At 67.7% G+C, this 26,739-nt stretch carries 21 protein-coding genes, 2 tRNA genes and 2 pseudogenes; 16 read left to right on the plus strand and 9 right to left on the minus strand.

The genetic code is table 11. The features are described 5' to 3' along the window. Positions 1-392 precede the first annotated feature (392 nt). From gyrB to ABZT02_RS26670, 5 genes and pseudogenes are all read left to right on the plus strand, one after another. A complete protein-coding gene (gyrB, locus tag ABZT02_RS26650; protein ID WP_356021500.1) occupies positions 393-2,441 on the plus strand; it encodes a DNA topoisomerase (ATP-hydrolyzing) subunit B in 2,049 nt (682 codons plus the stop codon). Between the two features lie 42 nt (positions 2,442-2,483). Then, complete coding sequence (gyrA, locus tag ABZT02_RS26655; protein ID WP_356021502.1) at positions 2,484-5,081, plus strand: DNA gyrase subunit A; 2,598 nt, start codon at positions 2,484-2,486, stop codon at positions 5,079-5,081. Positions 5,082-5,099: 18 nt separating this feature from the next. Next, entirely contained in the window at positions 5,100-5,924 is an 825-nt protein-coding gene (locus ABZT02_RS26660) for a DUF3566 domain-containing protein (RefSeq protein ID WP_356021504.1), read from the plus strand. Positions 5,925-6,035: 111 nt separating this feature from the next. Continuing rightward, positions 6,036-6,112 (plus strand) — tRNA-Ile (locus ABZT02_RS26665). A gap of 92 nt (positions 6,113-6,204) precedes the next feature. Further along, positions 6,205-6,528, plus strand: a pseudogene (locus ABZT02_RS26670) (VOC family protein). A 358-nt stretch (positions 6,529-6,886) separates the two neighbouring features. On the opposite strand, the gene ABZT02_RS26675 reads toward ABZT02_RS26670, so the two are convergent. After that, positions 6,887-7,228 carry a DUF6344 domain-containing protein gene (locus ABZT02_RS26675; RefSeq protein ID WP_356021507.1) on the minus strand — a complete coding sequence of 114 codons (342 nt, stop codon included), beginning with the start codon at positions 7,226-7,228 and terminating at the stop codon, positions 6,887-6,889. Between the two features lie 339 nt (positions 7,229-7,567). Between ABZT02_RS26675 and ABZT02_RS26680 the strand changes: the two genes are divergently transcribed. Both ABZT02_RS26680 and ABZT02_RS26685 read left to right on the plus strand, forming a co-directional pair. Further along, positions 7,568-7,696, plus strand: a complete 129-nt coding sequence (locus ABZT02_RS26680; protein ID WP_003999697.1) for a DLW-39 family protein — start codon at positions 7,568-7,570, stop codon at positions 7,694-7,696. A gap of 257 nt (positions 7,697-7,953) precedes the next feature. Beyond that, the gene (locus ABZT02_RS26685; RefSeq protein ID WP_356021509.1) at positions 7,954-9,348 is read left to right on the plus strand and encodes a hypothetical protein; all 1,395 of its coding nucleotides are present in this window, start codon (positions 7,954-7,956) and stop codon (positions 9,346-9,348) included. A gap of 2,032 nt (positions 9,349-11,380) precedes the next feature. On the opposite strand, the pseudogene ABZT02_RS26690 reads toward ABZT02_RS26685, so the two are convergent. Both ABZT02_RS26690 and ABZT02_RS26695 read right to left on the minus strand, forming a co-directional pair. Then, a pseudogene (locus tag ABZT02_RS26690) lies at positions 11,381-12,280 on the minus strand (serine/threonine-protein kinase); the annotation flags it as partial. Positions 12,281-12,517: 237 nt separating this feature from the next. Then, on the minus strand, positions 12,518-13,066 hold the full coding sequence (locus ABZT02_RS26695; protein ID WP_031036313.1) for a DNA-binding protein: 549 nt from the start codon (positions 13,064-13,066) through the stop codon (positions 12,518-12,520). 185 nt (positions 13,067-13,251) lie between these two features. On the opposite strand from ABZT02_RS26695, the gene ABZT02_RS26700 reads away from it, so the two are divergent. Then, positions 13,252-13,324 (plus strand) — tRNA-Ala (locus tag ABZT02_RS26700). Positions 13,325-14,199: 875 nt separating this feature from the next. On the opposite strand, the gene ABZT02_RS26705 is transcribed toward ABZT02_RS26700, so the two are convergent. Both ABZT02_RS26705 and ABZT02_RS26710 read right to left on the minus strand, forming a co-directional pair. Continuing rightward, positions 14,200-15,150, minus strand: coding sequence for a glycosyl hydrolase (locus tag ABZT02_RS26705; protein ID WP_356021511.1), 951 nt, complete (start codon positions 15,148-15,150; stop codon positions 14,200-14,202). A 159-nt stretch (positions 15,151-15,309) separates the two neighbouring features. Beyond that, the gene (locus ABZT02_RS26710) at positions 15,310-16,011 is read right to left on the minus strand and encodes a DUF5324 family protein (protein ID WP_356021513.1); all 702 of its coding nucleotides are present in this window, start codon (positions 16,009-16,011) and stop codon (positions 15,310-15,312) included. A gap of 242 nt (positions 16,012-16,253) precedes the next feature. On the opposite strand from ABZT02_RS26710, the gene ABZT02_RS26715 reads away from it, so the two are divergent. Together ABZT02_RS26715 and ABZT02_RS26720 are read left to right on the plus strand one after the other, a co-directional pair. Beyond that, positions 16,254-16,787 (plus strand): peptidylprolyl isomerase, encoded by a 534-nt coding sequence (locus tag ABZT02_RS26715; RefSeq protein WP_356021516.1) that lies wholly within the window; start codon positions 16,254-16,256, stop codon positions 16,785-16,787. A gap of 104 nt (positions 16,788-16,891) precedes the next feature. Continuing rightward, the gene (locus ABZT02_RS26720; RefSeq protein WP_356021518.1) at positions 16,892-17,776 is read left to right on the plus strand and encodes a rhomboid family intramembrane serine protease; all 885 of its coding nucleotides are present in this window, start codon (positions 16,892-16,894) and stop codon (positions 17,774-17,776) included. Between the two features lie 264 nt (positions 17,777-18,040). Here ABZT02_RS26720 and crgA read toward each other — a convergent pair whose 3' ends face one another. Next, a complete protein-coding gene (gene crgA / locus ABZT02_RS26725) occupies positions 18,041-18,295 on the minus strand; it encodes a cell division protein CrgA (protein ID WP_356021520.1) in 255 nt (84 codons plus the stop codon). Between the two features lie 139 nt (positions 18,296-18,434). Here crgA and ABZT02_RS26730 point away from each other — a divergent pair, with 139 nt between their 5' ends. The 6 genes from ABZT02_RS26730 to ABZT02_RS26755 are packed head-to-tail and all read left to right on the plus strand — an operon-like array spanning position 18,435 to position 22,643. Beyond that, the gene (locus tag ABZT02_RS26730; RefSeq protein WP_356021522.1) at positions 18,435-19,214 is read left to right on the plus strand and encodes a DUF881 domain-containing protein; all 780 of its coding nucleotides are present in this window, start codon (positions 18,435-18,437) and stop codon (positions 19,212-19,214) included. A 27-nt stretch (positions 19,215-19,241) separates the two neighbouring features. Beyond that, positions 19,242-19,943: a class E sortase gene (locus tag ABZT02_RS26735; protein WP_356021524.1), complete on the plus strand. Its 702-nt coding sequence runs from the start codon at positions 19,242-19,244 to the stop codon at positions 19,941-19,943. A 52-nt stretch (positions 19,944-19,995) separates the two neighbouring features. Next, positions 19,996-20,157, plus strand: coding sequence for a hypothetical protein (locus ABZT02_RS26740; RefSeq protein WP_356021526.1), 162 nt, complete (start codon positions 19,996-19,998; stop codon positions 20,155-20,157). Further along, positions 20,154-20,792 (plus strand): aminodeoxychorismate/anthranilate synthase component II, encoded by a 639-nt coding sequence (locus ABZT02_RS26745; protein WP_356021528.1) that lies wholly within the window; start codon positions 20,154-20,156, stop codon positions 20,790-20,792. Before ABZT02_RS26740 ends, ABZT02_RS26745 begins: the two co-directional genes overlap by 4 nt. Further along, positions 20,789-21,892: a class E sortase gene (locus tag ABZT02_RS26750; RefSeq protein ID WP_356021530.1), complete on the plus strand. Its 1,104-nt coding sequence runs from the start codon at positions 20,789-20,791 to the stop codon at positions 21,890-21,892. Before ABZT02_RS26745 ends, ABZT02_RS26750 begins: the two co-directional genes overlap by 4 nt. Positions 21,893-21,905: 13 nt before the next feature. Beyond that, positions 21,906-22,643, plus strand: coding sequence for a class E sortase (locus ABZT02_RS26755; protein WP_356021532.1), 738 nt, complete (start codon positions 21,906-21,908; stop codon positions 22,641-22,643). A 65-nt stretch (positions 22,644-22,708) separates the two neighbouring features. On the opposite strand, the gene ABZT02_RS26760 is transcribed toward ABZT02_RS26755, so the two are convergent. The 3 genes from ABZT02_RS26760 to pknB all read right to left on the minus strand — a co-directional run bounded on the left by ABZT02_RS26760 (position 22,709) and on the right by pknB (position 26,593). After that, on the minus strand, positions 22,709-23,740 hold the full coding sequence (locus tag ABZT02_RS26760; RefSeq protein ID WP_356021534.1) for a restriction endonuclease: 1,032 nt from the start codon (positions 23,738-23,740) through the stop codon (positions 22,709-22,711). A 181-nt stretch (positions 23,741-23,921) separates the two neighbouring features. Continuing rightward, positions 23,922-24,383 (minus strand): hypothetical protein, encoded by a 462-nt coding sequence (locus tag ABZT02_RS26765; RefSeq protein WP_356021536.1) that lies wholly within the window; start codon positions 24,381-24,383, stop codon positions 23,922-23,924. A gap of 233 nt (positions 24,384-24,616) precedes the next feature. Continuing rightward, complete coding sequence (gene pknB, locus ABZT02_RS26770; protein ID WP_356021538.1) at positions 24,617-26,593, minus strand: Stk1 family PASTA domain-containing Ser/Thr kinase; 1,977 nt, start codon at positions 26,591-26,593, stop codon at positions 24,617-24,619. Positions 26,594-26,739 lie beyond the last annotated feature (146 nt).

Genomic DNA, 26,739 nt, shown 5'->3' on the forward strand with positions numbered 1-26,739 from the left:
CATCACATCAAGGGCGTCGGCGGTGCCTTCGGGGCGCCGCCGACGCCTTTGTCGTAGCGCTGCACGCGGTTGCGAATTCCGACCTGACTCCCAAGTAGCCAAGGGTTGACAGCCAGAAGCGCTGAGTGCCTCCGTGAGCCTCTTGGAGCCCCGCTCCGTATATGGGGACCTGGAAGACGCCGGTTGAGGGCGGCACATGCGGACTCAGGTACCGGCAAACCCCCATCACTGTCGGCGCTACCGGTAGACTGGAAGCCAATCCCGCCCCGAACGTGGGGACCGCCCGGGAGAAGCTGAGCAACGCTGATCAAGGCTTACCAACGCAACATGCCGCAGCCGCTCCGGCAACCCGCCGACGAGCCCGGCTCGTGCTGTGCCAGAAAGGGCGCTTCGTGGCCGATTCCGGCAACCCCAACGAGAACATTCCGTCCACCGACGCCGAGGCGACCTCGTCGAACGGCGAGGTAACCGCCTCGTACGACGCCAGCGCCATCACCGTCCTCGAGGGTCTGGACGCGGTCCGCAAGCGACCCGGTATGTACATCGGCTCGACCGGCGAGCGCGGCCTGCACCACCTGGTGCAGGAGGTCGTCGACAACTCCGTCGACGAGGCACTGGCGGGCCACGCGGACACCATCGATGTGACGATCCTCCCCGACGGCGGGGTCCGGGTCATCGACAACGGCCGCGGCATCCCGGTCGGCATCGTGCCCTCCGAGGGCAAGCCGGCCGTCGAGGTCGTGCTCACCGTGCTGCACGCGGGCGGCAAGTTCGGCGGCGGCGGCTACGCGGTCTCCGGCGGTCTGCACGGCGTGGGCGTCTCCGTCGTGAACGCCCTGTCGACCAAGGTGGCCGTCGAGATCAAGACCGACGGCTACCGCTGGACGCAGGACTACAAGCTGGGCGTGCCGACGGCCCCGCTGGCCCAGCACGAGGCCACCGACGAGCACGGCACCACGGTCACCTTCTGGGCCGACCCGGACATCTTCGAGACCACCGAGTACTCCTTCGAGACGCTCTCGCGGCGCTTCCAGGAGATGGCGTTCCTCAACAAGGGTCTCAGGATCAACCTCACCGACGAGCGCGAGTCGGCGAAGGCCACCGCCGGCGCGGACGAGGCGGGCGAGGACGAGAAGCACGAGGTCAAGACCGTCTCGTACCACTACGAGGGCGGCATCGTCGACTTCGTGAAGTACCTCAACTCCCGCAAGGGAGAGGTCGTCCACCCCACCGTGATCGACCTCGAGGCCGAGGACAAGGACAAGAGTCTCTCCCTCGAACTCGCCATGCAGTGGAACGGCGGTTACAGCGAGGGTGTGTACTCCTTCGCCAACATCATCCACACGCATGAGGGCGGCACGCACGAAGAGGGCTTCCGCGCGGCGCTGACCTCGCTGATCAACAAGTACGCGCGCGACAAGAAGCTGCTCCGCGAGAAGGACGACAACCTCACGGGTGACGACATCCGCGAGGGTCTGACCGCGATCATCTCGGTGAAGCTGAGCGAGCCGCAGTTCGAGGGCCAGACCAAGACCAAGCTGGGCAACACCGAGGTGAAGACCTTCGTTCAGAAGGTCGTCTACGAACACCTCACCGACTGGCTGGACCGCAACCCCGTCGAGGCCGCGGACATCATCCGCAAGTCCATCCAGGCGGCCACCGCGCGCGTGGCGGCCCGCAAGGCCCGCGACCTGACCCGCCGCAAGGGTCTCCTGGAGACCGCGTCCCTGCCGGGCAAGCTCTCCGACTGCCAGTCGAACGATCCCACCAAGTGCGAGATCTTCATCGTCGAGGGCGACTCCGCCGGCGGTTCCGCCAAGTCCGGGCGCAACCCCGAGTACCAGGCGATCCTCCCGATCCGCGGCAAGATCCTGAACGTCGAGAAGGCGCGGATCGACAAGATCCTGCAGAACCAGGAGATCCAGGCGCTGATCTCGGCCTTCGGCACCGGGGTCCACGAGGACTTCGACATCGAGAAGCTGCGCTATCACAAGATCATCCTGATGGCGGACGCCGACGTCGACGGCCAGCACATCTCCACCCTGCTGCTGACCTTCCTGTTCCGCTTCATGCGGCCGCTGGTCGAGGCCGGGCACGTGTACCTCTCCCGTCCCCCGCTGTACAAGATCAAGTGGGGCCGGGACGACCTCGAGTACGCCTACTCCGACCGCGAGCGCGACGCGCTGATCGAGATGGGCCGTCAGCGCGGCAAGCGCATCCGCGAGGACTCCATCCAGCGCTTCAAGGGTCTCGGCGAGATGAACGCCGAGGAGCTGCGCGTGACCACCATGGACCAGGAGCACCGCGTCCTGGGCCAGGTCACCCTCGACGACGCCGCCCAGGCCGACGACCTGTTCTCCGTCCTGATGGGCGAGGACGTCGAGGCCCGTCGCCAGTTCATCCAGCGCAATGCCAAGGACGTCCGCTTCCTCGACATCTGAGTCGGTCTCAGCTGACCGCACCAGGAAGGATCTTCACCCGCAATGGCCGACGAGAACACGCCCGTCACCTCTGAAGAGGGCGGCGTCATCGCCCAGCGTGTCGAGCCCGTCGGGCTCGAGACGGAGATGCAGCGTTCGTACCTGGACTACGCGATGTCCGTCATCGTGTCCCGCGCGCTGCCGGACGTCCGGGACGGTCTCAAGCCCGTCCACCGCCGCGTCCTGTACGCCATGTACGACGGCGGCTACCGCCCCGAGCGCGGCTTCTACAAGTGCGCGCGCGTGGTCGGCGACGTCATGGGCAACTACCACCCCCACGGCGACTCCTCGATCTACGACGCCCTGGTGCGCCTCGCCCAGCCGTGGTCGATGCGGATGCCGCTGGTCGACTCCAACGGCAACTTCGGCTCTCCGGGCAACGACCCGGCGGCGGCCATGCGCTACACCGAGTGCAAGATGGCGCCGCTGTCCATGGAGATGGTCCGTGACATCGACGAGGAGACCGTCGACTTCACGGACAACTACGACGGCCGCTCCCAGGAGCCGACCGTCCTGCCGGCCCGCTTCCCGAACCTGCTGATCAACGGCTCGGCCGGTATCGCGGTCGGCATGGCGACCAACATCCCGCCGCACAACCTGCGCGAGGTCGCGTCCGGCGCCCAGTGGTACCTGGAGAACCCGGAGGCCTCGCACGAGGAGCTCCTGGACGCCCTCATGGAGCGCATCAAGGGCCCCGACTTCCCGACCGGCGCCCTCGTCGTCGGCCGCAAGGGCATCGAGGAGGCGTACCGCACCGGCCGCGGCTCGATCACCATGCGCGCGGTCGTCGAGGTCGAGGAGATCCAGAACCGCCAGTGCCTGGTGGTCACGGAACTGCCGTACCAGACCAACCCCGACAACCTCGCGCAGAAGATCGCCGACCTGGTGAAGGACGGCAAGGTCGGCGGCATCGCGGACGTCCGGGACGAGACGTCGTCGCGCACGGGTCAGCGGCTCGTGATCGTCCTGAAGCGTGACGCGGTCGCCAAGGTCGTACTGAACAACCTGTACAAGCACACGGACCTGCAGTCGAACTTCGGCGCCAACATGCTGGCGCTCGTCGACGGTGTCCCCCGCACCCTCTCGCTCGACGCGTTCATCCGGCACTGGGTGGCGCACCAGATCGAGGTCATCGTCCGGCGTACGAAGTTCCGGCTGCGCAAGGCCGAGGAGCGGGCGCACATCCTGCGCGGCCTGCTGAAGGCCCTGGACGCCATCGACGAGGTCATCGCGCTGATCCGGCGCAGCGACACCGTCGACATCGCGCGCACGGGCCTGATGGAGCTCCTGGAGATCGACGAGATCCAGGCGAACGCCATCCTCGAGATGCAGCTGCGGCGACTGGCCGCCCTGGAGCGCCAGAAGATCGTTCAGGAGCACGACGAACTCCAGGCGAAGATCACCGAGTACAACGAGATCCTGGCCTCGCCGGTCCGTCAGCGCGGCATCGTCAGTGCCGAACTCGCCGCGATCGTCGAGAAGTACGGCGACGACCGCAAGACCATGCTGGTGCCCTACGACGGTGACATGTCCATCGAGGACCTCATCGCCGAGGAGGACATCGTCGTCACGGTGTCGCGCGGCGGTTACGTCAAGCGCACCAAGACCGTCGACTACCGCGCCCAGAAGCGCGGCGGCAAGGGCGTACGCGGTACGAAGCTCAAGGAAGACGACATCGTCGACCACTTCTTCGTCTCCACCACGCACCATTGGCTGCTGTTCTTCACCAACAAGGGCCGCGTCTACCGGGCCAAGGCGTACGAACTGCCGGACGCCGGGCGCGACGCGCGCGGACAGCACGTCGCCAACCTGCTGGCCTTCCAGCCGGACGAGGCGATCGCCGAGATCCTCGCGATCCGCGACTACGACGCGGCGCCGTACCTGGTGCTCGCCACAAAGGCGGGTCTGGTCAAGAAGACATCACTGAAGGATTACGACTCTCCGCGTTCCGGTGGCGTCATCGCCATCAACCTGCGTGAGCGCGAGGACGGTTCGGACGACGAACTGATCGGTGCCGAACTCGTCTCGGCCGACAGTGATCTGCTTCTGATCAGCAAGAAGGCCCAGTCGATCAGGTTCACCGCCTCGGACGACACCCTGCGTCCCATGGGCCGTGCCACCTCGGGTGTCAAGGGTATGAGCTTCCGCGAGGGCGACGAGCTGCTCTCGATGAATGTTGTTCGACCCGGTACGTTCGTGTTCACTGCTACGGACGGCGGGTACGCGAAGCGCACCCCTGTCGACGAGTACCGCGTCCAGGGTCGCGGCGGCCTAGGCATCAAGGCCGCCAAGATCGTGGAGGACCGTGGATCGCTCGTCGGAGCGCTGGTGGTCGAGGAGACCGACGAGATCCTCGCCATCACACTGTCCGGCGGTGTGATTCGTACGCGAGTCAGCGGAGTCAGGGAGACGGGCCGTGACACCATGGGCGTCCAACTGATCAACCTGGGCAAGCGCGATGCCGTGGTCGGCATCGCACGTAACGCCGAGGCAGGACGTGAGGCGGAGGAGGTCGAAGGCGATGTGGCCGACGACGAGACCGCCGAGGGTGTCGCCGAGACCATCGGCACGGACGAGGGTGAGGCACCCTCGGCCGAGTAGCACGAGGAGAGAGTCATCGTGAGCGGAGCCACGGGCGCCGGATCGACCGGAACCTCTGGGGGGTCCTCCCCCGGCACGGAGGCGGACGGCGGCGGCCGTGGCTCTGCCGCGCGTGCGACAGACGCGCGGGCGACGGACGCGCACCCAACAGATACGCACACGACTCAACTCAAGGCGATCAAGCCGCCCGCGACCCAGTCGCGCTCGCCCGAGACGCATGGATCCCAGGGGGGACCTGTGACGGACACCCAGCCGCCGGCCCAGCCGACGGCGCCCGCCGCGCCGCCGAAGGGGGCGGCCCAGCCGCAGCCCCAGCCCGCGGTACAGCCTCAGCCTTCACCCTCTCCGCTGCCGGGGGAACGGCAGCCGCAGCAGCAGGCCGGCCCGTACCACCCGCCGCAGGCCTACCCGACCCAGGCCGGCCCGGCCGGTGCGGTACGCCGCCCGCGCACCGGTGCGCGCACCATGCCCCGTACCCGCAAGGCACGTCTGCGGGTGGCCAAGGCCGACCCGTGGTCCGTCATGAAGGTCAGCTTCCTGCTCTCCATCGCGCTCGGCATCTGCACGATCGTCGCGGCCGCCGTGCTGTGGATGGTCATGGACGCGATGGGCGTCTTCTCGACGGTCGGCGGCACGATCTCCGAGGCGACCGGCTCGAACGAGTCGAACGGCTTCGACCTCCAGGCGTTCCTCTCCCTGCCGAACGTCCTGATGTTCACGTCGATCATCGCGGTCATCGACGTCGTCCTCGCGACGGCGCTCGCGACCCTCGGCGCGTTCATCTACAACCTCTCCGCCGGCTTCGTCGGCGGCGTCGAGCTGACGCTGGCCGAGGACGAGTAACGCTGCCTCAAACGTGCGGAGGCGGTCCTCGGGGAACCGATTTTGGGACTGCCCACGTCGTGCGCTAATCTTCAGGAGTCAGCGCGCGGGACACACTCCGCAGAGCGCGGCGGGGCTATAGCTCAGTTGGTTAGAGCGCATCCCTGATAAGGATGAGGCCACAGGTTCAAATCCTGTTAGCCCCACCAGCACGAAGACCCCCAACCGATCATGGTTGGGGGTTTTTGGCGTCCGGGGGGCGATGTCTGGGGGGCGTCGTCCGGGGTTTCGTCGTCTACGACTGACATCGGTCTTCGGTGCCGTGTCGCCGTGTCGGTCGGCCTCTCGCCAAGCCGAGGCTCTTGGCTGGGTTGTGGCTCACTCCCTCTGATGAGGAGTTCGAGATCCGCCCGGAGCCGGACCGCCTGCCAGGGCTGGCTTCGTCAGGATCGAGGAGAGCGAGATCGAGGAGAGCGAGATCGAGGAGGGCAAGATCGAGGAGGGCAAGCAAGTCAAAAGTCGGCTGCATCTCGACTTCAGGCCTGATGACCAGGCCGCCGAGGTGGCTCGCCTTGAGGCTCATGGTGCCAAGCGGGTCGACATCGGCCGGGGTGACCAGTCGTAGGTGGTCATGGCCGACCCGGAAGGCAACGAGTTCTGTGTCCTGGGACAAGGGCGTCAGTGAGAGCCCCTGAGCGGGTGCAGGGGGCCGGTGAACACTGGTGGCGCGTCCATCGCGTGCGGTGTCCTTCGGAGTGCGTCCTCTTGATTCCACCGGAGACGAAGACCTTCAGCCGGTTCCGGTCGGGGGTCTTCGGCATTCGGCGGGTGTTTCCGTGCGGGGCTGTATGCGACGTCGTCACTTCTTCAGCGCTTCTTCGCTGCGTCTTTGGTGCGTCTTCAATGCGATGCTGCTGCGTCTTCGGTACGTCTTCGAGGCGTCTTTGATGCTTCTGCGGTGTTTCTCGGGCGGGACCGTGGAGTCAGGTGCAGTCCGCTCCAGCCGGTTCGGCTGTGCCCGCTTCCAGGTCCGGGTCCGCGGCCGTGTCCGTGTCGGCGAGAGAGCGGGGGCGGCAGCTGGGGGTCTTGCCGTGGGCCTCTGCCCGGATTCGCTGCTTCATCGTGGGGGGCAGGGACCTGACGTAGGACCAGAGTCCGTGGGACGTCGCCGGAAGCTCCGGGTGTGCGGTCGCGCTGTTGCGGGCCGGCTGGCTCTGCGGTACGGCAGCGGCGGCGGTCGTCGTGATCAGTCCGAGCGCCGTGAACAGCGCGAGGAAGGCGGTGATGACGACGGTCCACAGCTTCATGACCTTGTTCTGGGCCATGGTCCCTCACTTTCGGGTCGGGCGATTTGCGTACTTTCCTCATGATGTGTATGAGCGTCGCGAAAGCACGGACCCAAGCCTGTGGCGCGTCGATCTTCAGATGAACACCACACGGATGGGTGCATAAAGGGCGAAAAATAGGAGAAGTGGTGCAATGGGTGCTGTAGTGACCGTCCGTGGAGGTGTGATCACCCTCTGATCGGAGGTCCCTGTTCCGCTTCTACTGGGCCATTCCCGACGGGAGTTGAGGGCCCGGACGCAGGTCACCGATCGGTATCGGTCGGTGTGTATAGTCGGGCGCCAGAGGTCCCCTACGTCAAGGAAAGACGAGGTAGCGCGGTGAAGAAGCTGCTCCTGGTCGCACTGGCCGCCATCGGCGGGCTCCTCGTGTACCGCCAGATCCAGGCGGATCGCGCCGAGCAGGATCTGTGGACGGAGGCGACTGACTCCGTGCCCACGGGTTCGTGAGTACCGATATCCGATTCTGAACAGACCCCGGCCGTAGTTGCGGTCGGGGTTTTGCGTTGCCCGGCCTGGCCCGGCCCGGCCCGTTCCGTACGCGGACCGGTGGTGGCCGGGGGTTTCGGACGGTCGTACGGATTGCGAGGGTGGGCGGCGGCCCGGCGGGGCAGGATGGGCCACGGCCGCCCGGCCGCACGGGCGGTCATGTCGCATCGGTGGCGGTCGTAGGAGCTCGGGCGCGGGCACGGAGGGGTGGCGGCGGGATGGGGCGGCGTAGGGCGTGGTGGCGGGTGGCCGTCGTGGGGGTCGTGCTCGGCGCGGTGGCCGGTGCGCCGGGATCTCCTGGCTTCGCCGCCTCGGCCTTCCCTTCCACGTCCCCCTCCCCCTCTCCTTCTTCCTCCGCCACGGCTTCCTCCTCCGCCCCGCCTTCCTCCTACACCTTTGCCGAAGGCGCCCCGACGGTCACCGGAGCGACGGACACCGCGGACGCCGAGCGTCTCGAACCCGGTACGACGTACCGGAGTTCGCTGCCGAGCGACGGCAAGGTCTACTACCGCCTCGTACTCGACGGCACGTCGACCGTGTACGTCGCTGCGACGGCCGTACCCCCGACGGACACTGCGGTCACCCCCACGGAAGGGGTCAGGGTGTCCGTGCAGGACGCAGCCGGCCGTCCCTGCTCCGCGACGGACACCGCGAGCATCGGCGCCGGCCGCAGCCCACGTCCCCTCACCGTGTGGGCGGCGCGTCAACTCCCGTCGAGCCGGTCACTGTGCCGGGCCGCCGGTACGTACTACGTCGTAGTCGAGCGGGTACTGCGCACCGAGTCCAGGCCGGGAGACTGGGACCTGGAGCTCGCACCCGTGCTGGAGCCACGGCTACGGAAGGCCGGTTCGACCAGTGCCCCCGAGGCCTGGGACTCGGCCACGCCCTCGCCCCCCGGCGGTGGGGGCGTGCGGCTGCGGGGAGGCGGAGGCTTCGGCTCGGCGACCGCCCTGGAACAAGGCGCCTGGCGCGACGACATACGGCCCGGGCAGACGCTGTTCTACGAAATGCCGGTCGACTGGGGGCAGCAGGTGTACGCGACCGCCGACCTGAGCGGTGCGAACAGTGCGAGCGGTGGTGGGGCAGGTGGGGGCTTTGTGCCTGGGGGCGCGAATCTGGCGCTGTACAACCCTGTGCGTGGCCTCGTCGACGACACGAGCATCAGTTACAACGGCAGCCAGAAGTCGGGCGCGCTGGCTGCCCTGCCGCCGGTCGGGTACGACAACCGGTACGCCGTTTCCGACCGGGTGGGCGGGATGCGGTTCGCCGGGTCCTACTACCTCGTCGTGCATCTCGCCGCACGGGTGGGCGAGGAGTTCGGGGACGGGCCGTTCGGGCTGACGCTGCGTGTGCGGGTGAAGGGGGCGGCGACGGCCGGGCCCGGTTATGCGGGACAGTCCGCGCCTTCGGGGATCTTCCAGGTGGGGCTTCTCGGGCGGGGCTCGGGGGCGGTGGGGGACGCGGATTCGAGTGACGGCGACGGTGGTGGGACGGGTGGCGGTGATGCCGGGATGAAGCTGGTGGCCGTCGGGGGGATCGGGGCGGGGACCGTGGTGTTGGTGGTACTCGGGGTGTGGGTTGTGGTGGGGCGGCGGAGGGCTGCCGGAGTGTAGGGCGTGGTGGGTTCGGGGGCGGGTGGGTCCGGCCTGGGGAGTTCGAGGGGTGGGGCAGGACCGACCTCGGGGGTTCGAGGGTGGGTGGTCCGGCTTGGGCGTGGCGTCGGAGTTCGGGGCTGACGGGCTTGAGCGCGGCTGTCTTGCCGCCGGTCGGGGCGCCTGCATGGGGTGGGCGGGATGCGTGTGAGTCACGCGTACGGCGGTACGTCCTGCGGGTGATGCGGTGGTGCGCGTGGGTTCTTTCTGGATGGCGGTCTGTCCGGGGGCCCGGTTCTCAGATCTGGGTGAGTGCCCAGAACCCTACGGCGTAGCAGGCCAGGGCCAGGAGCAGGAGGGGGATCGCCACCTTTGCGGGTGGGCCGCTGCGGCGCGCTCGGGAAAGTGACGGGGCGGGAGGTGGAACCTGCGGGCTCTGAGCGGTGTACGAAGCAGTAGAGGTATCGGCGTGGAGCTGGTGCGGGACCGGTGTCGGAGCCTGCGGGGGGAAGCGGGAGGCGCGGGGTTGGGAGGAGGGCAGGACATGAGTGGGGGGTGTGGGGTCGTGGGGGGAGACGTAGGCCGAGTGAGCCGGGGGCACAGGCCGGTGTGGTTGCGCTGGGACCTGTGGGTAGGGGTGGTGCGGCTGTGCCTGGTGCTCCGGTGGAGTGGAGGGCTGGGAGCCGGAGTCCGTGGGCCGGGGTGGCGGCAGATGGAAGCTGCCGGTGTCCGACACCGAGGGTGGGCTGGTGGGAGCGGGCCAGGGGGTTCCGCCGCCGGTGGTGGGGGAGGACGTGTCGGTACCGGTGTTGGGGTGGGCAGTTGGGGTGTCGGTACCTGGGGAGGACGGGCGGCCGACCTCGCGGGGCCAGGACGGCGGGTCGGCCTGTTCGGGCCACGGCGCCGGGTTCGATTCGCTGGGCCAGGACGGCGAGTTCGCCTCAGCGGGCCAGGGCGGTGTGTTGCCCTCTCCGGCGCGCTGCGAGACCTCGCGGCCCTCGACGGGCCAGGACGACTCGTTTCCCTCGCGAGGCCAAGAGGGAGCCCGGTGCGCCTCGCCGGACCGGGACACTGGTCCGCTCAGCTCACCAGGTTCGTAGGCGGGTCCGTTCGGCCCACCGTGTCTGTAGGCGGATCCATCTGCCCCACCTCGCTGGTAAGGCGTCTCACTTGCCTCGTGGGGCCGGGGAGGCCCTCCGCTTGTCTCGCTGGGCCCGTAGGGGGCTCCGCCTGGCACCTCGGGGTGGGCGGACCGTCCGTTTCCTACGCCGGACCAGTTGGTCGCTCCACCTGCCTCGCCGGGCTGGGAAGGGGTGCGGCTCGCTTGACCGGACTGGGAGCCCGACCTGTTTCCTTCTCCGGACCAGGGCGGCGTCCCGCTCGGTCCTCCGGGCAGGTAGGGGGTCGGTCCATTCCCTTCGCCGGGCTCGAGGGGGGCTCCGCCCGCTGGACGAGGCCGGGGGTCCCCCACCTCGTTTCCGCCGCCGGGCCAGGACGGGGGACGGCTCGCGTCCCTGGATCGGAAGGGGCCTGGCGCATTCCCGTCGCCCGACCGGAAGGGAGCCTCGCCTGCTTGACCAGGCCGGGATCCAGCCTCGTTTCCTTCACCGAACCAGGAGGACGCCCCACCCGCCTCACCTGGCCGGGAAGCCACGCCGTTGCCCTGGCCAGGCCACGAAGGCATCCCGTCGGCCTCACCAGCACCAGGCGCAGCACCGGCACCAGGCCGCCAAGCAGCACCACCAGACCCCACACCGGCACCCGACCCAGCACCAGCCCTGGGCCCAGCACCACCGGCGTCTACACCGGCACCCGACGCAACACCACCGAGACCAGCACCCGACCCAACACCACCATCAGCCCCTTCGCCTGCCCCCCGCCAGAAAGCTCCCCCGTCCCCTCCGCCGCCGGCAAAGGCCCCCGCCCTCTCTCCGCCGCCCACAGGAGGAAGCCCTGTCCCCCCGCCGCCCCCAAAGGAACCCCGGCTTCCGTCAACCGTCCCGTGGCGTGCCTCTCCCCCCGTCCCGGGCCCCCCGTTCCGTGTCCTGTTCGGGTCCACGCCCGGTGCCCGCTTGAGTGGTCCTTCCGGGCCGAACCCGGGGGGCAGGGGGCCGAGTTGGTCGAAGATTTCGATGGCCTCGTCGTCGGGGCCGGGATCAGGGAGGAGTTCTCGGGCGGCGGCGAGGGCTTTGCGGGCCCCCGTCGCCGTGCGAAAGCGGGCCTGGGGGTCCGGCTGGAGAAGGGAGGCCACGACCTGCCAGAGCGGTTCGGGGACGCTCTGGGGCGCACCAGGGGTGCCGTGGGCGGCGAAGTACTGGATGAGTGCCTTGGCGTCGGGCTTGGCGCCCTCCAGGAGGTACAGCGCGACCAGGCCGACGGCGAACAGGTCGGCGGGGAAGTCCGGTTCCGCACCCATCATCTGCTCGGGGGCGAGATAACCGGGCGTGCCCACCACGAGGTTGGTCTCGGTCAGGCGGGGCTCGCCCAACCGCATGGCGATGCCGAAGTCGGACAGCCGCAGCCGCGGGCGAGCGGTGCCGGTCGCTTCGAGCAGGATGTTGGCGGGCTTGATGTCACGGTGCACGACACCTTCCGCGTGCACCGCGGCCAGCCCCGCGAGGAGTTGGTCGAGCAGGGTGCAGACGAAGGCGGGTGGCAGGGGACCGTAGTCCCCGACCAGATGGACCAGCGAGCCACCGGCGACCAGATCCATGGTGAACAGGACCTTGTCGTCGTCGGCGGCCCAGCTGGCGGGCGCGAGGACATGGGGGTGGTCGATCCGCAGAGCCTGTTCGCGGACGAAGCGCAGCAGGGAGTGGGCGTCGCTCTGCAGCAAAACCTTGGCGGCCACATAACGTCGGCGCCGGTGGTCCCAGGCACGCCAGACGGCGCCGACGCCTCCGCGTCCGATCGGATCGGCCAGTTCGTACCGGCCGGCGAACACCTCACCCATGACTGCGTGTCGCTCCTCCCCCTGCGGCTACCCCCGTTGCTTCCCCCTCGATGAGCGATACGACCCCTCGTGGCCTCCCGGATGAGAGATACGGCCCCGTGTTCCTCGTCTCCTCGGTGGCCGACACACCCCCGTGTGTCGCCCACCGGTGAGGAGCGCGACCCCCTCGCGCTCCTCCGTGCCACCGCACGGCCCCGGCCCGGCTGCCGAACCCCCTTCGGCGACCGGACGGACGGCTCAGTTCTGGTGGGACTGGTAGTGCGTGACCGCGTCGGAGGTGCGGCCGGCGCCGTAGACCCGGAGGAACTCTGCCAGTTCCGGGTGGGTCGGGGCGAGAGTGTCGGCCGCGTCGATGATGTCTCCGGCGGCGGCCACCGAGCGCAGCAGCGACTGGATCTCGCGGACGACCCGCTTGACCGTCGGCGCGCCCGAACTACTGGTTGTGGTCGTGGTGTTGCTGAGCACCGAGCCCCCCTGCGACTTCTTGATCTCGTCCATGCGCTCGGTCGCCTCGGCCGCGCTCACGCTGCCGTCCGCGACCTGCCCCGCCAGGTCCTGCAGCAGCTGCACGCGCTGGACCACGGCGGGATTGCCGATCTTCGCCCGCTGACCGCTCATCAGCTGTGACAGCATCGGAGCGGACAGTCCCAACACCCCCGCGAGACGAGCCTGGTTGAGGCCGAGGTCGTCTATGAGCTTACGGAAGAGCGCCCCCAGCGGCTCCCCGTACCAGTTCCGCTGCAGTTCCCGCGCTCTTGCGGTCGCTTCCTGCTGTGCGGCGTCCATGTGCGTCTCCCCATCGCTTCCCCAAAAAACCGTGGTTCGCGACAGCGAACCACGCCGAGCATCTTACGGAGAGTGGTCGTTCGCGGGGACCCCCATATCTTTTTGCGGAATACCCGGGGTGACCCGGTACTCTGGTCTGCGGCGCCCACCGGCAAGTGGTTCTTCCGGCGGACGTTCCTCTTCCCGGGGCCTTAGCTCAGTTGGTAGAGCGCTGTCTTTGCATGGCAGATGTCAGGGGTTCGACTCCCCTAGGCTCCACTCCAAAATCCCCTCCGACCTGCGAATACGCGGGCGGAGGGGTTTTTCGTGCGGGTGCCGGGTGCCGGGTGCCGGGTGCCGGGAGCGGTTCGGATGGCGGTGGCTGCCGTTCCGCACCGGCCGTCGGTCTGCCCCCAGCCTCCCAGCCGCTATTCCCTTGGGCGGACCCAGCACCCCCGCCGCGCTCCAGGCCGCCGAACACCGCCGAGTTCCGCCCCTACCAGACCGCACGAGGACGCAGCGCTGATCGACAGGAGCGCCACCGCCAACGGGCCACCTGGCTGACCAGCGCGAACCCCGGCCAGGCCCAGCGCTGCGCCCACCCTCCCCGTTCCGCGACTACCGGCCCACTGCCGCGGGGACACGGTCGACCCACCAGGGCCACCGGGACAACGTCGAGTCCTTCACGGGGGGACTCTGCGACCGGTGAAGGACTCGTCGTCGTAGAGCCAGACGTCGTCCCGTGGGCCCTGGCCGGCTCTCCTCAGCCGGACACGACAGACACGACGGACACGCCTGACACCGAGGACCCAGCGGAGCGTCTCGCGCCGTTCGCCCACGCCGTGGCACGGCACGGCACAAGCGGCAGCCGCACACTCAGGGTCTGCCTCGACACGGCAACCCGGGCTGGATCACCGACATGTCCTGGCCGGCCCGCGCCCCGTGCCCCGTGCCAGGCTGACGTGGCCGGGACCGACGGCGTCGCGCGCAAGGTTTGCACCACCCGTCGACGACGAAGTGCGCACCGCCGCCCAGCGCCTGCGCCACGCGTCTCCGACCTCCGCACCACGCAGACCGTGGTGCCGTACGACGGCGGATATCGCGGCCCCGGACGACGCGAGCGACCCCCGACCCGCCGGTGCGGCCGCAGCGGCCTACTTCATCAACGAGCGATACACCGCGGACGACCTCGGATGGGACCGGCAGCCCCACACACCGTGCGGGCAGTAGTCGGTGATGGCCTGGTAGAGGGGACGCTGCCGGGCGAACCAGGTGAGCATGCCGCGCATGTACGCCGGATTGTCGCCGTTCTTGTACAGACCCCACTCCTGATACGAGAAGGGCTTGCCGTGGGCGCGGGCGAAACGGACGTGGGCGATCAGGCCGTACGGCTCGCTCACCTGGTCGGCGAAACGCCGACCGCGCGGGGCGTCGTAGGCGTCCATGCCGATGATGTCGACGACCTCGTCGCCCGGATAACAGCGCGGCCACGGGATCGCGTCGCGGCCACGGTTGGGTGTGAACTCGAAACGCAGACGCTGACCGGGCACCGAGCGCATCGCGCGCACGATCCTCCTCCAGTACGTCTTCCACGCGCCCGGGTCCGGGCCGCAGCGGTGGGTGTAGGTGGTGCCGTTCATCTCCCAGCCCAGGACCACGATCGCGTCCGGGACGCCCAGAGCCGTCAACCGCCTGGCCAGCGCCCGGAAATGCCCGTCGTAGTCACCGCTCGCACCGCGCCGAAGCTGTTCGCGAACGACGCTGTCGGGCAGGTGGGCCTCCGTGTGTTCCAGCATCGGCACGTTCAGGACGAACATCCGTCCCGGATCCGCCCGCCGCCAGGCCGCCCACGACTCCAGGTAGCCCGGCGCCCCCGCGATGTTGCTCCAGCGGTCGCCGGGCAGATACACATGCCCGACCCGGGGCGCGGGCCCGCCCAGCCAGGCGCCGAGTGCGCCAAGACGCCCCACGTCGGCCGGCTGGTAGCCGACATACGCGCCGTACGCCGAAGCCGCCGCGGGCTCGGGGGCACGGGCGGTGCAGGCCGAGGCCAGGAACAGCAGTGCGGCGGCCAGAGCGAGCGGCCCGCGGCGCGAGGGCTTCATCAGGGCGGCGGTCCATCCGGTGCGAAGACATGTCCCCGCGACTGTGGCGCACGGAAACCCTGCCGCACCGATCGGGCCCCACCGGGCCACACCGTCGGGTGAACACGACGGTGGGGCGGAGAAGTTCCGCCCCACCACTGGTACACGCCGGTGTCGGCGTCAGCGCCCTTCGTCGTGCTTCGCGGCGTCCTCCTCGGCCTCCTTCGCCTGAACCTCAGGGTCCAGGACGGACTGACCGCTGCCGTCCACGGACGTCAGCCGGCCCGTCTCGGGCACCTCGGTCGCGGCGGGCGGCTCGACCAACCAGTCAGGATTGGCCTGCTTGTCCCACCACTTCCAAGCGGCGAACGCACCGCCCGCGACGAGGCCCACGACCGCCAAAGCCTTGGCGAGCCGTCCTGCGCGGGCCCGACGCTCGTGCTTGCGGACCAGCTTCTGGACCTCCTTCGGCGTGACCTGGCCACGCAGCGCGGCCAGTGCGGCCACACTCCGAGACGTGGCCTCGTCGCGAACCGGGCCGGCCGCGGCGACGGCCTGCTCGATCCTCGGGCGGGAATAGTCGGCGGCCTGCCGAGCCGCCTTGCGAGTGCGTACTGCGGCCTCGTGGGCGGCCTGGTCGACCTTCGGCGGAACATGCGTACGGGCCTGCTCCAGGCGCGGCGCGACATGGGCGCCGTACTGGACACGCGCCTGCTCGGCCGCCTGCGAGACCTTGGGCGCGAGCCGTACGCGTGCCTCCGTCGCGTAGTGCGAGGCCCTGTCCTTGGCCGTGTCGGCGTAGGGCGCCACCACTTCCGCGGCGTGCAGCACGCTGTCCTTCGCCGAGCCGGTCGCGGCGCGCACGCTTTCGATGCGGGTCACGGGATCCTCCTCCTCGGTGGCGTACGGTAATTCGACTTTCCACCCTTTTACGGATCATGCCTGCCGGAGCACAGCCCGGCACCTGAGGGCGGGCATCCGGATCAATAACGGATGAATACGTGGCATCAGGAGCTTGTCGACGACAATGCCACGGATCGCCGCCCCGCGCCCCCGCCCGACCGATCCTCGGCCGGATCCGTGCGAGGATCGGTCGGGCACAAGAAGACAACGGAAGGCAGATCGTGGCCGAGCAGCTTTACGCCACCCTGAAGACCAACCACGGCGACATCGAAGTCCGGCTCCTGCCGAACCACGCCCCGAAGACGGTCCGGAACTTCGTCGAACTCGCCCAGGGCGAGCGCGAGTGGACGCACCCGGGCACCGGTGAGAAGTCCACCAAGAAGCTCTACGACGGCACGATCTTCCACCGCGTCATCAGCGGCTTCATGATCCAGGGCGGCGACCCGCTGGGCACCGGCATCGGCGGCCCGGGCTACGAGTTCGAGGACGAGTTCCACCCCGACCTCGGCTTCAACAAGCCCTACCTGCTCGCCATGGCCAACGCCGGCCCCGGCACCAACGGCTCGCAGTTCTTCATCACCGTCTCCCCGACGGCCTGGCTGAACCGCAAGCACACCATCTTCGGCGAGGTCACCGACCCGGCCAGCCAGAAGGTCATCGACGCCATCGCCGGCGTCAAGACCACCCGCCCCAACGACCGCCCGGTGAACGACGTCGTCATCGAGCAGGTCATCGTGGAGACGCGCCAGGGCTGAGCCCGAGCAGCCACCGCGCAGGGAACCAAACGCCCCGCTCAACCGTAAGGATGAGCGGGGCGGTCCATGTGGGCACGACGACTCAGGGCGACTTAGGGGATGGCATGAATCAGGAGGCGGGCAGCACACCGGAGGCCCAGAACCTGCCTGGCTGCTACCGGCACCCGGACCGTGAGACCGGCATCCGCTGCACCCGCTGCGAGCGCCCGATCTGCCCCGAGTGCATGGTCAGCGCCTCCGTCGGCTTCCAGTGCCCCGACTGCGTGCGCGACGGCGGTGGCCAGGGACCGGCTCCGGCCACGGCCCGACCCCGCACCATCGCCGGCGGTACGGTCACGGCCGATCCCCGGCTGTTCACGAAGATCCTCATCGGGATCAACCTGGCGCTGTTCATCGCCATCCTCGGCAAACCGTCCCTGGCGGATGACCTCAGCCTCGTCGGCGCATACCCGCCGCCGCCTTTCACATCCACCGAGGGCGTCGCGACCGGTCAGTACTACCGCCTGGTGACCTCGATGTTCGCGCACCAGCAGTACTGGCACATCGGCTTCAACATGCTGAGCCTGTGGTGGCTCGGCGGCCCCCTGGAGGCCGCCCTGGGCCGGGCCCGTTATCTCGCGGTCTATATCGTCTCCGGCCTCGCGGGAAGCGCGCTGGCGTATCTGCTGGCCTCCCCGGGCACAGGGACGCTCGGCGCCTCCGGTGCCATCTTCGGCCTCTTCGGCGCGACCGCTGTGCTCATGCGGCGGCTCAACTACGATCTGCGGCCGATCATCGCGCTCCTGGTGATCAACCTGATCATCACCTTCGGCTGGAGCAGCATCTCCTGGCAGGCCCACATCGGCGGCCTCGTCGCCGGTCTCATCACGGGCTACGGCATGGTCCACGCCCCGCGTGAGCGGCGGGCACTCGTGCAGTACGGGACCTGTGCGCTGGTTCTGGCGGTCGTCGTGGTCATGATCCTGGTCAGAACCGCCCAGCTGACCTGACGGGTCCGCACCCCCTCTGAGCGGCACGTTGTCCACAGAGAGTCCCGGATCTTGTGCATACAGTGCGGGAACAGCTGTGCCCCCTGTCGCTGGCCTGTATTTGCGCAGGTCAGGCAGGGGGCGAACAAGCTTGCGGGCACTGGTGAGATGGTCGTACCGGCGTCAACACCCGATGGGTTATCCACAGATCGTCGTCTTTTCCCCAGCCTGTTGTGGAAATTCAAGCCGGGCTGTGGATAACTCAGCGGATACCCCTGGGGAGAGCTACTTCCACTGGGTGGACACGCCGAAGCCGGCGGCGATGAAACCGAAGCCCACCACGATGTTCCAGTTGTCCAGAGCATCGAGGGGCAGTGAGCCGTCGGTCACATAGAAGACGACGATCCAGGCGAGCCCGATGAGGAACATGGCCAGCATCACAGGAGCGACCCAGGCGCGGCTGTTGAGCTTGATGGCGGTCGCCTGCTTCGCCGGGGGCGGCGTGTAGTCGGCCTTCTTGCGGATACGTGACTTCGGCACGAGGGTCTCTCCTGTCGATGCGCTGCGTGGCCGCGCAGGTAATGGTCGGGCTCGGGGCAGCGTACAAGGGGACACTGAGTGCTCCCCCGGGCGTCCGTTAGCGTAGTGCTTCCGCAGCGCCGAAGGAGATAAGGGTACGTTGAGCAATTCTGCCGACTCTCCCCAGTCCGGATCCAGTCCTGTCCGCAAGCGGGGTTTCAGGCCGGTGCGGGTGCTCACGGTGGGTGTCTTCGCTCTCGCGGGACTCATCTTCTTCACGAGTTTCAACACGGCCAAGGGCACCGACATCCGCACGGACGCCTCCATGCTGAAGCTCTCGGACCTCATCCAGGAGCGCAGCCGCAACAACGGCGAGCTCGACGAGTCGAACGGCTCGCTGCGCCGGGACGTCGAGTCGCTCGCCGAGCGCGACGACGGCAGCACCAAGGCCGAGGACGACAAGCTCGCCGCCCTGGAGGACCGGGCGGGCACCCAGAAGATCAAGGGGAAGGCGGTCACGGTCACGCTCGACGACGCCCCGCCGAACGCCACCGCCAAGCTTCCCGGCTATCCCGAGCCGCAGCCCGACTACCTGGTCATCCACCAGCAGGACCTGCAGGCGGTGGTCAACGCCCTGTGGAAGGGCGGCGCCCAGGGCATCAAGATCATGGACCAGCGGCTGATCTCCACCAGTGCGGTGCGCTGCGTCGGCAACACCCTGATCCTCCAGGGTCGCGTCTACTCGCCGCCGTACAAGATCCAGGCGGTCGGTGACCCCGGCAAGCTGAAGCAGGCGCTCGCGGACTCCAAGGCGATCCAGAACTACATGGTCTACGTCAACGTCTACGGTCTCGGCTGGAATGTCGCCGACGACGGCACGGTGACTCTTCCCGGCTACTCGGGCACAGTGGATCTGCAGTACGCCAAGCCCGTGGAGTGAGCACGATGTGAGCCCCTGGAGCCGCCGGTGCGTGTCGTCGTCCGGACCGTCAGCGAGCTGTGCATCACCGCCGGTGCTCTGATCGTGTTGTTCGTCGCCTATGTGCTGTTCTGGACCGGTGTGAAGGCCGACACCGTCATGGACGACCAGATCGACCAGTTGCAGAACCAGTGGGCGAAGGAGAGCGTGCGGCAGCCCGAGGCGGCGGCCGGTGCGTCCGCCTCGTCGTCCCCGTCCGTCGCCGCGCCGGCGCCGTACCGTAGCGGGAAGCCCTTCGCGATCATGTACATCCCTCGGCTTGGTTTCACGTGGAACAAGCCCGTGCTCGAAGGCACCGGGGTCGGCACCCTGAAGAAGGGCCTCGGGCACTACGCGAACACCGCGCGGCTCGGGCAGCAGGGCAACTTCTCGGTCGCCGGTCACCGGCGCACCTACGGCGATCCCTTCAAGGACTTTCCGAGGCTGCGGCGCGGCGATGCGGTCGTCCTGACCGACGGATCGACATGGTTCACGTATCGGATCGACAAAGGGCCTTACAAAACCGTGCCCACCGACATTGAGGTGATCGATCCTGTGCCACGTAAGTCGGGGTACAGGCGGCCTGGCCGCTATCTCACGCTGACCACGTGCGATCCGGAGTGGGGACACAGTCACCGGCTGATCGTCTGGGCACACCTGGACTCCACACAGCCTGTGGAGGACGGCAAGCCGGTTGCCCTGCGCCGTTAGTCTGGTGCGGTACGGCGTGTGTGTGGTGCCGTGGTGCGACGGAAGGGACGGCATGTACGGCTGGATCTGGCGGCATCTGCCGGGGAACGCGTGGGTGAAGGCGTTGCTCTCGCTCGTGCTGGCGTTTGCTGTGGTCTACGTCCTGTTCCAGTACGTCTTTCCGTGGGCGGAACCGCTGCTGCCCTTCAACGATGTGACGGTGGACAACCAGTGAGCGCGCGCATTCTCGTCGTCGACAACTACGACAGCTTCGTTTTCAACCTGGTCCAGTACCTGTACCAGCTGGGTGCGGAGTGCGAGGTGCTGCGCAACGACGAGGTGTCGACGGCGCATGCCCAGGACGGCTTCGACGGCGTCCTGCTCTCGCCCGGTCCTGGTACGCCGGAGGAGGCCGGGGTGTGCATCGAGATGGTGCGCCACTGTGCCGCGACCGGGGTGCCGGTTTTCGGTGTCTGCCTGGGCATGCAGTCGATGCAGGTGGCGTACGGCGGTGTCGTGGACCGTGCCCCCGAGCTGCTGCACGGCAAGACGTCGCTGGTGGAGCACGAGGGCCGCGGGGTCTTCGCCGGGTTGCCCTCTCCCTTCACGGCGACCCGCTATCACTCGTTGGCCGCCGAGCCGGCGACGGTTCCGGCCGAGCTGGAGGTCACCGCGCGGACGCACGACGGGATCGTCATGGGGCTCCGGCATCGTGAACTCCCGGTCGAGGGTGTGCAGTTCCACCCCGAGTCGGTGCTGACGGAACACGGCCACCTGATGCTGGCCAACTGGCTGGTGGAGTGCGGGGACCAGGGTGCGGTGGCGAGGTCGGCGGGGCTCGCCCCGGTGGTGGGCAGGGCCACGGCGTGACGGCCCTGCGCCCCGAGCGCGAGGACTTGTACGGCGACGCGTCGTACGAGTCCTACGGCGGCGATGCCTATGCCGGGGAGTCCTTCGGCGGTGCTTCCTACGCCGAGGAGCCGCAGGTGGAGGAGCCGTACACCGAGGAGTCGTTCGGCGGGGCGTCGGCGCCGTATGTGCCTCCGGCGGACGACGAGACGGTGGCGCTGCGGATCCCCGATCCACCGCCGCCCTCCGTATCCGCTTCTGCGGCCTCTTCCGTCACATCTGCCACTGGATCCCCACAGGGTGGCCGTGCGGCCCGCAGGAAGGCCGCCAAGGGCCGTCACGGGCGTCATGGCGGCCCGGCCGCCCCCGAAGCGCAGTCGGAGCAGGAGTCGCCGGACGGCAAGCCGCTCTCGCGTGTCGAGGCCCGCAGGGCGGCGAAGGCGCGCAAACCCGGCGCGGCCGTCGTCGCGAGCCGGGCGATCGGCGAGGTGTTCATCACCACCGGTGTGCTGATGCTGCTGTTCGTCAGCTACCAGTTGTGGTGGACCAACGTCCGGGCGCACGCACAGGCGGACAAGGAGGCGAGCAGCCTCCAGAACGACTGGGCGAGCGGGAAGGGCGCTCCGGGCACCTTCGAGCCGGGCCAGGGCTTCGCTCTGCTGCACATCCCCAAGCTGGACGTGGTGGTGCCGATAGCGGAGGGCGTCAGCAACAAGAAGGTCCTCGACAAGGGCATGGTCGGGCACTACAGCGAGGGCGCGCTGAAGACGGCGATGCCCGACGCGAAGACCGGCAACTTCGCGCTCGCCGGGCATCGCAACACGCACGGTGAGCCCTTCCGTTACATCAACAAGCTCTCCCCGGGTGACGCGATCGTCGTCGAGACGCAGGACGAGTACTACGTCTACAAGATGACGTCGACGCTGCCGGTGACGGCTCCGAGCAACACGAGCGTCATCGACGCCATCCCCAAGGGGTCCGGGTTCACCACGGCCGGCCGCTACATCACCCTCACCACCTGCACGCCGGAGTTCACCAGCAAGTACCGGTTGATCGTCTGGGGCAAGATGGTCGAGGAACGGCCGCGCAGCAAGGGCAAGCCGGATGCGCTCGTCCAGTAAGGGCAGATGACTAGTGGCAGCGACCACCGATCAAGAGCAGAACACCGGCGCGCCCGCGTCGCGCCGCCGTGGCACCGGCCGGATCGCCATGGCGGTCAGCGTCTTCGGTGAACTCCTCATCACGGCGGGCCTGGTGCTCGGCCTGTTCGTCGCCTACTCGCTGTGGTGGACGAATGTCGTCGCCGACCGCGCGGCGCACAAGGAAGCCGACAAGGTGCGCGACAACTGGATGCAGAACCGGGACACCGGTCCCGGGGCGCTGGACACCAAGAACGGGATCGGCTTCCTGCACGTCCCCGCGATGAAGAACGGTGAGGTCCTGGTCGAGAAGGGCACCTCGACGAAGATCCTCAACGACGGTGTCGCCGGCTACTACACCGACCCGGTCAAGGCCACGCTCCCCACCAGCGGCAAGAAGGGCAACTTCTCCCTCGCCGCCCACCGCGACGGCCACGGCGCGAAGTTCCACAACATCGACAAGGTGGCGAAGGGCGATCCGATCGTCTTCGAGACCAAGGACGAGTGGTTCGTCTACAAGGTCTTCGCGGTCCTTCCCGAGACCTCGAAGTACAACGTCAAGGTCCTCGGCCAGATCCCCCAGGAGTCCGGCAAGAAGAAGGCCGGCCACTACATCACGCTGACGACGTGCACGCCGGTGTACACGTCGCGGTACCGGTATGTGGTGTGGGGGGAGTTGGTCCGCACGGAGAAGGTGGACAGCGAGCGGACACCGCCGAAGGAACTGACCTAGGATGACGGAGGCCCGAAGCCGCAACTTTCTCTTGCGGCTTCGGGCCTCTTTGCGTCAGCCCGTGCCTACTCCAGGACGTCCAGGGGTTCCCCGGCGCTCCACTGCTCCAGCAGCCCACGGTGTACGACGGTGATCCCGGTCTCGGCGGCGATGCTTAGGGCCTCCGAGGTGAACGGGCAAGTGGCCACGAAGAGAGCCACCTCCGCGGTGTGCAGAACCTTGGCCGCTCCGACGAACTTCTGCATGTCGGGGCTGGTGATGTTGAGGTAGGGCGCGAACCGCTTGCACTGGACGACGAGGCGTCGTCCATCGGCTGTGAGTCCGCTGATGTCGATACCCCGGTCTCCGTGGCCGCCCTGAACGGTCACGTCGGTGCATCCGTCGCGGCGCAGCAGCTTGGCGATGTGGTGTTCGAACGTGCGGCCGTTCATGGCGTCCATGGCGGCCATGACTCCGACGGTGGGTCGGTCGTCTCGTACGCCTTCGAGTCGTTTGAGGCGGGTGTGGTGCTGGTGGAGGCGTCGCTCGATGCGCTGGACTCCTGCCCGCAGGGCGACCAACTCCTTGCGGTGCTCACCCGATGTTTCGATCAGGGCGTTGAACATCGGTACGACGGTCTTACCGAGGATGTGGGTGATGCGTTGGTCGATGCGGTCGTCGAGGGAGACGGTGTCCCTGTGGATTGAGTTATCCACAGGCCGCGTACGCGCCAGGTACTCCATGTCCAGGAGGTACACACGCACCTGACGTGCTACTTCGCTGTCGCGGAGCAGCATGGCGACGTTGAGGACGGCTCGGCGGGAGAAGAGGGCGAGAGACGCCGTGCGCGATTGGATCCCACTGAGGTTCTTGAAGGACCTCAGTTCCTCACCCGTGAGGGAACGGTACCCATTGGTCTCCAGCTCCGTCCGGTGGTCCTTGACGAGCGACTTGACAGCTTCGAGACCGACCTCGAAATACGCGGCCACCATCGCCGTGGTCACATGCATCCCGTCCGGGAGCAGCGACAGTGCCTTGACCCTGTCGAGTACGTCCGTGCGGTCCAGCACGCCGTCGCGCAGGCTCCTGGATTCCAGCAGGGCCGAGTCGTTGATCATGTTCTGCCTTCCGTGGGTGGGTGTAGCCCTTTGGTCAGGACGAGGGTGTGAGACCCAGCCCCACCCGATCAACGAGTAGGTACATATGAAGACACGATCGACGTGCGGGTGGATGATTTACCGAAACGCCAACGGGCTCCGGCAGAGAGCACCGGAGCCCGTTGGTGAAGAAAGCTCGAACCTAAGACTTCGGGGCGTAATCGCTGCACTGGAACTGTGCCCAGTCCGAGGAATTTACAGTGCCCTCAAGAAATACGACCTTTATGCCCTTGGGCTGCTGAAGAGTGCTGCTCCACTCACTGATCACGCTTCGCCCCTGAGCGCCGACGTTCCAGGGATATTCAGTCCGCGAGCCGTCTTTGTTGGCGGTCATGAGCCTGAGCTTTGGGGCTCGAGTGTCGTCGATATAGTCGGTGATCCTGAAGCCGACGTCGTACTTTGCCGTAGGTGCACCGCTTCCTTCAAGGGTTGCGTTCACCTTGAAAGTCTTACGTGCGTCGGTGCAGCTCAGCTTGATGACTACGTCGCCAGCTGCCTGAGCCGGTGCTGCGGCGGCAACCGCAGTTGCCACTGTCGTCACACACAGGGCGACGGACGCGACTCTACGGCGGGTCTGAGACCTGCCCGTCATACGGGACTGCATGATGTTCCCCCTTGCTTAGGGTTAAAGCGTGGTCACCTCCAATTTGAACACATTGAATTGGACACGACAAGTTTGTCGATCTTGCCATATCGGACATTATCTATTTACTGAGGTGTGAGGCTCGCCACTGCGTGATGGGCGGCAATGCTTGAGGCCTGGGCGCGTCTATGCATTCCCAGGCCTCAAAACCTTTGAGCTCCTCAGACGAGTGAGTTCGTCAAAGGGGTCTCTTGCTAACCGAAAATACCTCCGTTGTTTCCGCCGTTATTGCCGCCATTGTTACCGGCGTTCACAGCTGTGAGTGTGATCGTTGTGCTTCCGGGATCATCCACTTCCGTGCCGCCGGGGGGGTCCTGTGCGAAAACTATGGCGTTGTCGTCCGGCGAACTGCCATTGCTGAACTGAATGTTGGTGAATCCTGCCTGTTGCAACGCGGCTCGGGCGTCCTTCACAGTTCGCTGGACGACGTTCGGGACCTCGGTCTTGTCCTTCGGCTTGCCGATCTGGATGTTGACCGACGAGTTCTTGTCGACCTGGGTGCCGGCCTGCGGCGCGGTCGAGATGACCTTGCCGATCTTGTTGGTGTCGTCGGTCTCGACCTCGGTGCAGTTGCCGACGAGGTTGTTGGCCTGCATCTGTGCCTTGGCGTCGTCACAGGAGCGATCGACGACGTCCGGGACCGTGGACTTCGCCTCGGCCTTGGCGATCTCGAGTGTCACCGTTGAGTCCTTCTCCAGCTCAGTCCCAGGGTCGGGGTTCTGGCTGAGAACCGTGCCCGGGTCTTGGGAAGACTCGGTCGTGGTTGTCTTCACCTCGAAGCCCTTGTCTTCAAGCAGCTTCGTGGCCGCGTCGACATCCTTGTCGATCACGTTTGGTACGGCCACCTTCGGTGCGCCCGTGGAGACAACCAGGTTCACGGTGGAGTTCTTGTCGGCCTTGGTTCCTTGGGCTGGGTCCTGCTCACAGACCTTGCCCGTACTTTGGTCCTCGCAGGGCTTCTTGGTGACGGTACCCAGCTTGAGATCACTGTTGGTCAGCAGTTTCTCCGCGTCGGCCTGTGACTGACTGACCAGGTTCGGTACGGGCACCGTGTCGTTGGCCGCACCGCCGCCGCTGAAGATCCATTTTCCGATGAGGATCGCGCCGACGAGCACCAGGATGCCCGCTACGACCAGCAGGATCGTCGAGGTGTTCGACTTCTTCTGGCGGCGTCGGTCGGGGCGGTCGTCGTAGCCGTAACCGCTGTCGTCCGGGCTCATCGGCGGCAGCATGGTGGTGGCGCCGGCGTCGGAGCGCAGGGCCGTGGTCGGCTGGTCGTCCGGGTAGCCGCCGTAGCCCACCGAGCCCATGGCCGAGGTGGCCGCGACCGGCTGGCCGTCGAGGCAGGCCTCGATGTCGGCGCGCATGTCGTCGGCGGACTGGTAGCGGTAGTTGGGGTCCTTGACCAGGGCCCGCAGGACGATGGCGTCCATCTCGGGGGTGATCTCGGGGTCGAAGACCGACGGGGGCTGCGCCTCCTCGCGTACGTGCTGGTACGCGACGGCCACCGGGGAGTCGCCGACGAAGGGCGGCCGGACCGTCAGCAGCTCGTAGAGGAGGCAGCCGGTGGAGTAGAGGTCCGATCTCGCGTCGACCTGTTCGCCCTTGGCCTGCTCCGGGGAGAGGTACTGGGCGGTGCCGATGACCGCGGAGGTCTGGGTCATGGTCATGCCGGAGTCGCCCATGGCGCGGGCGATGCCGAAGTCCATGACCTTGACCTGGCCGTTGCGCGTGAGCATGACGTTGGCGGGCTTGATGTCGCGGTGGACGATGCCGCTGCGGTGGGAGTACTCCAGGGCCTGGAGGATCCCGATGGTCATCTCCAGGGAGCGCTCCGGCAGCAGCTTGCGCCCGCTGTGCAGGAGTTCGCGGAGCGTGGAGCCGTCGACGTACTCCATGACGATGTACGGGATCGAGACCCCGTCGATGTAGTCCTCGCCCGTGTCGTAGACCGCCACGATCGCGGGATGGTTGAGCGAGGCGGCCGACTGGGCCTCCCGGCGGAACCGGGCCTGGAAGGACGGGTCGCGCGCGAGGTCCGCGCGCAGCGTCTTCACCGCCACGGTGCGGCCGAGGCGCGTGTCCATGGCGAGGTATACCTCTGCCATGCCACCACGGCCGAGCACCTGGCCCAGCTCGTACCGGCCGCCGAGGCGACGCGGCTCTTCCATAGCTTCCTACCAGCCCTCTCCGTCGGTCCCGACCGGCACGTGTGTGCGGTCGGAGGCTGCACTCCGGGCCTACCGTACCCGGCTAGCTTTGTGTGACCTGGCCAAGTGCGTCACCCGATACAGGACCGGTATCGCAACGTGCACCG

It is taken from the genome of Streptomyces sp. NPDC005402 (assembly GCF_040606575.1).
Taxonomy (GTDB): Bacteria; Actinomycetota; Actinomycetes; order Streptomycetales; family Streptomycetaceae; genus Streptomyces.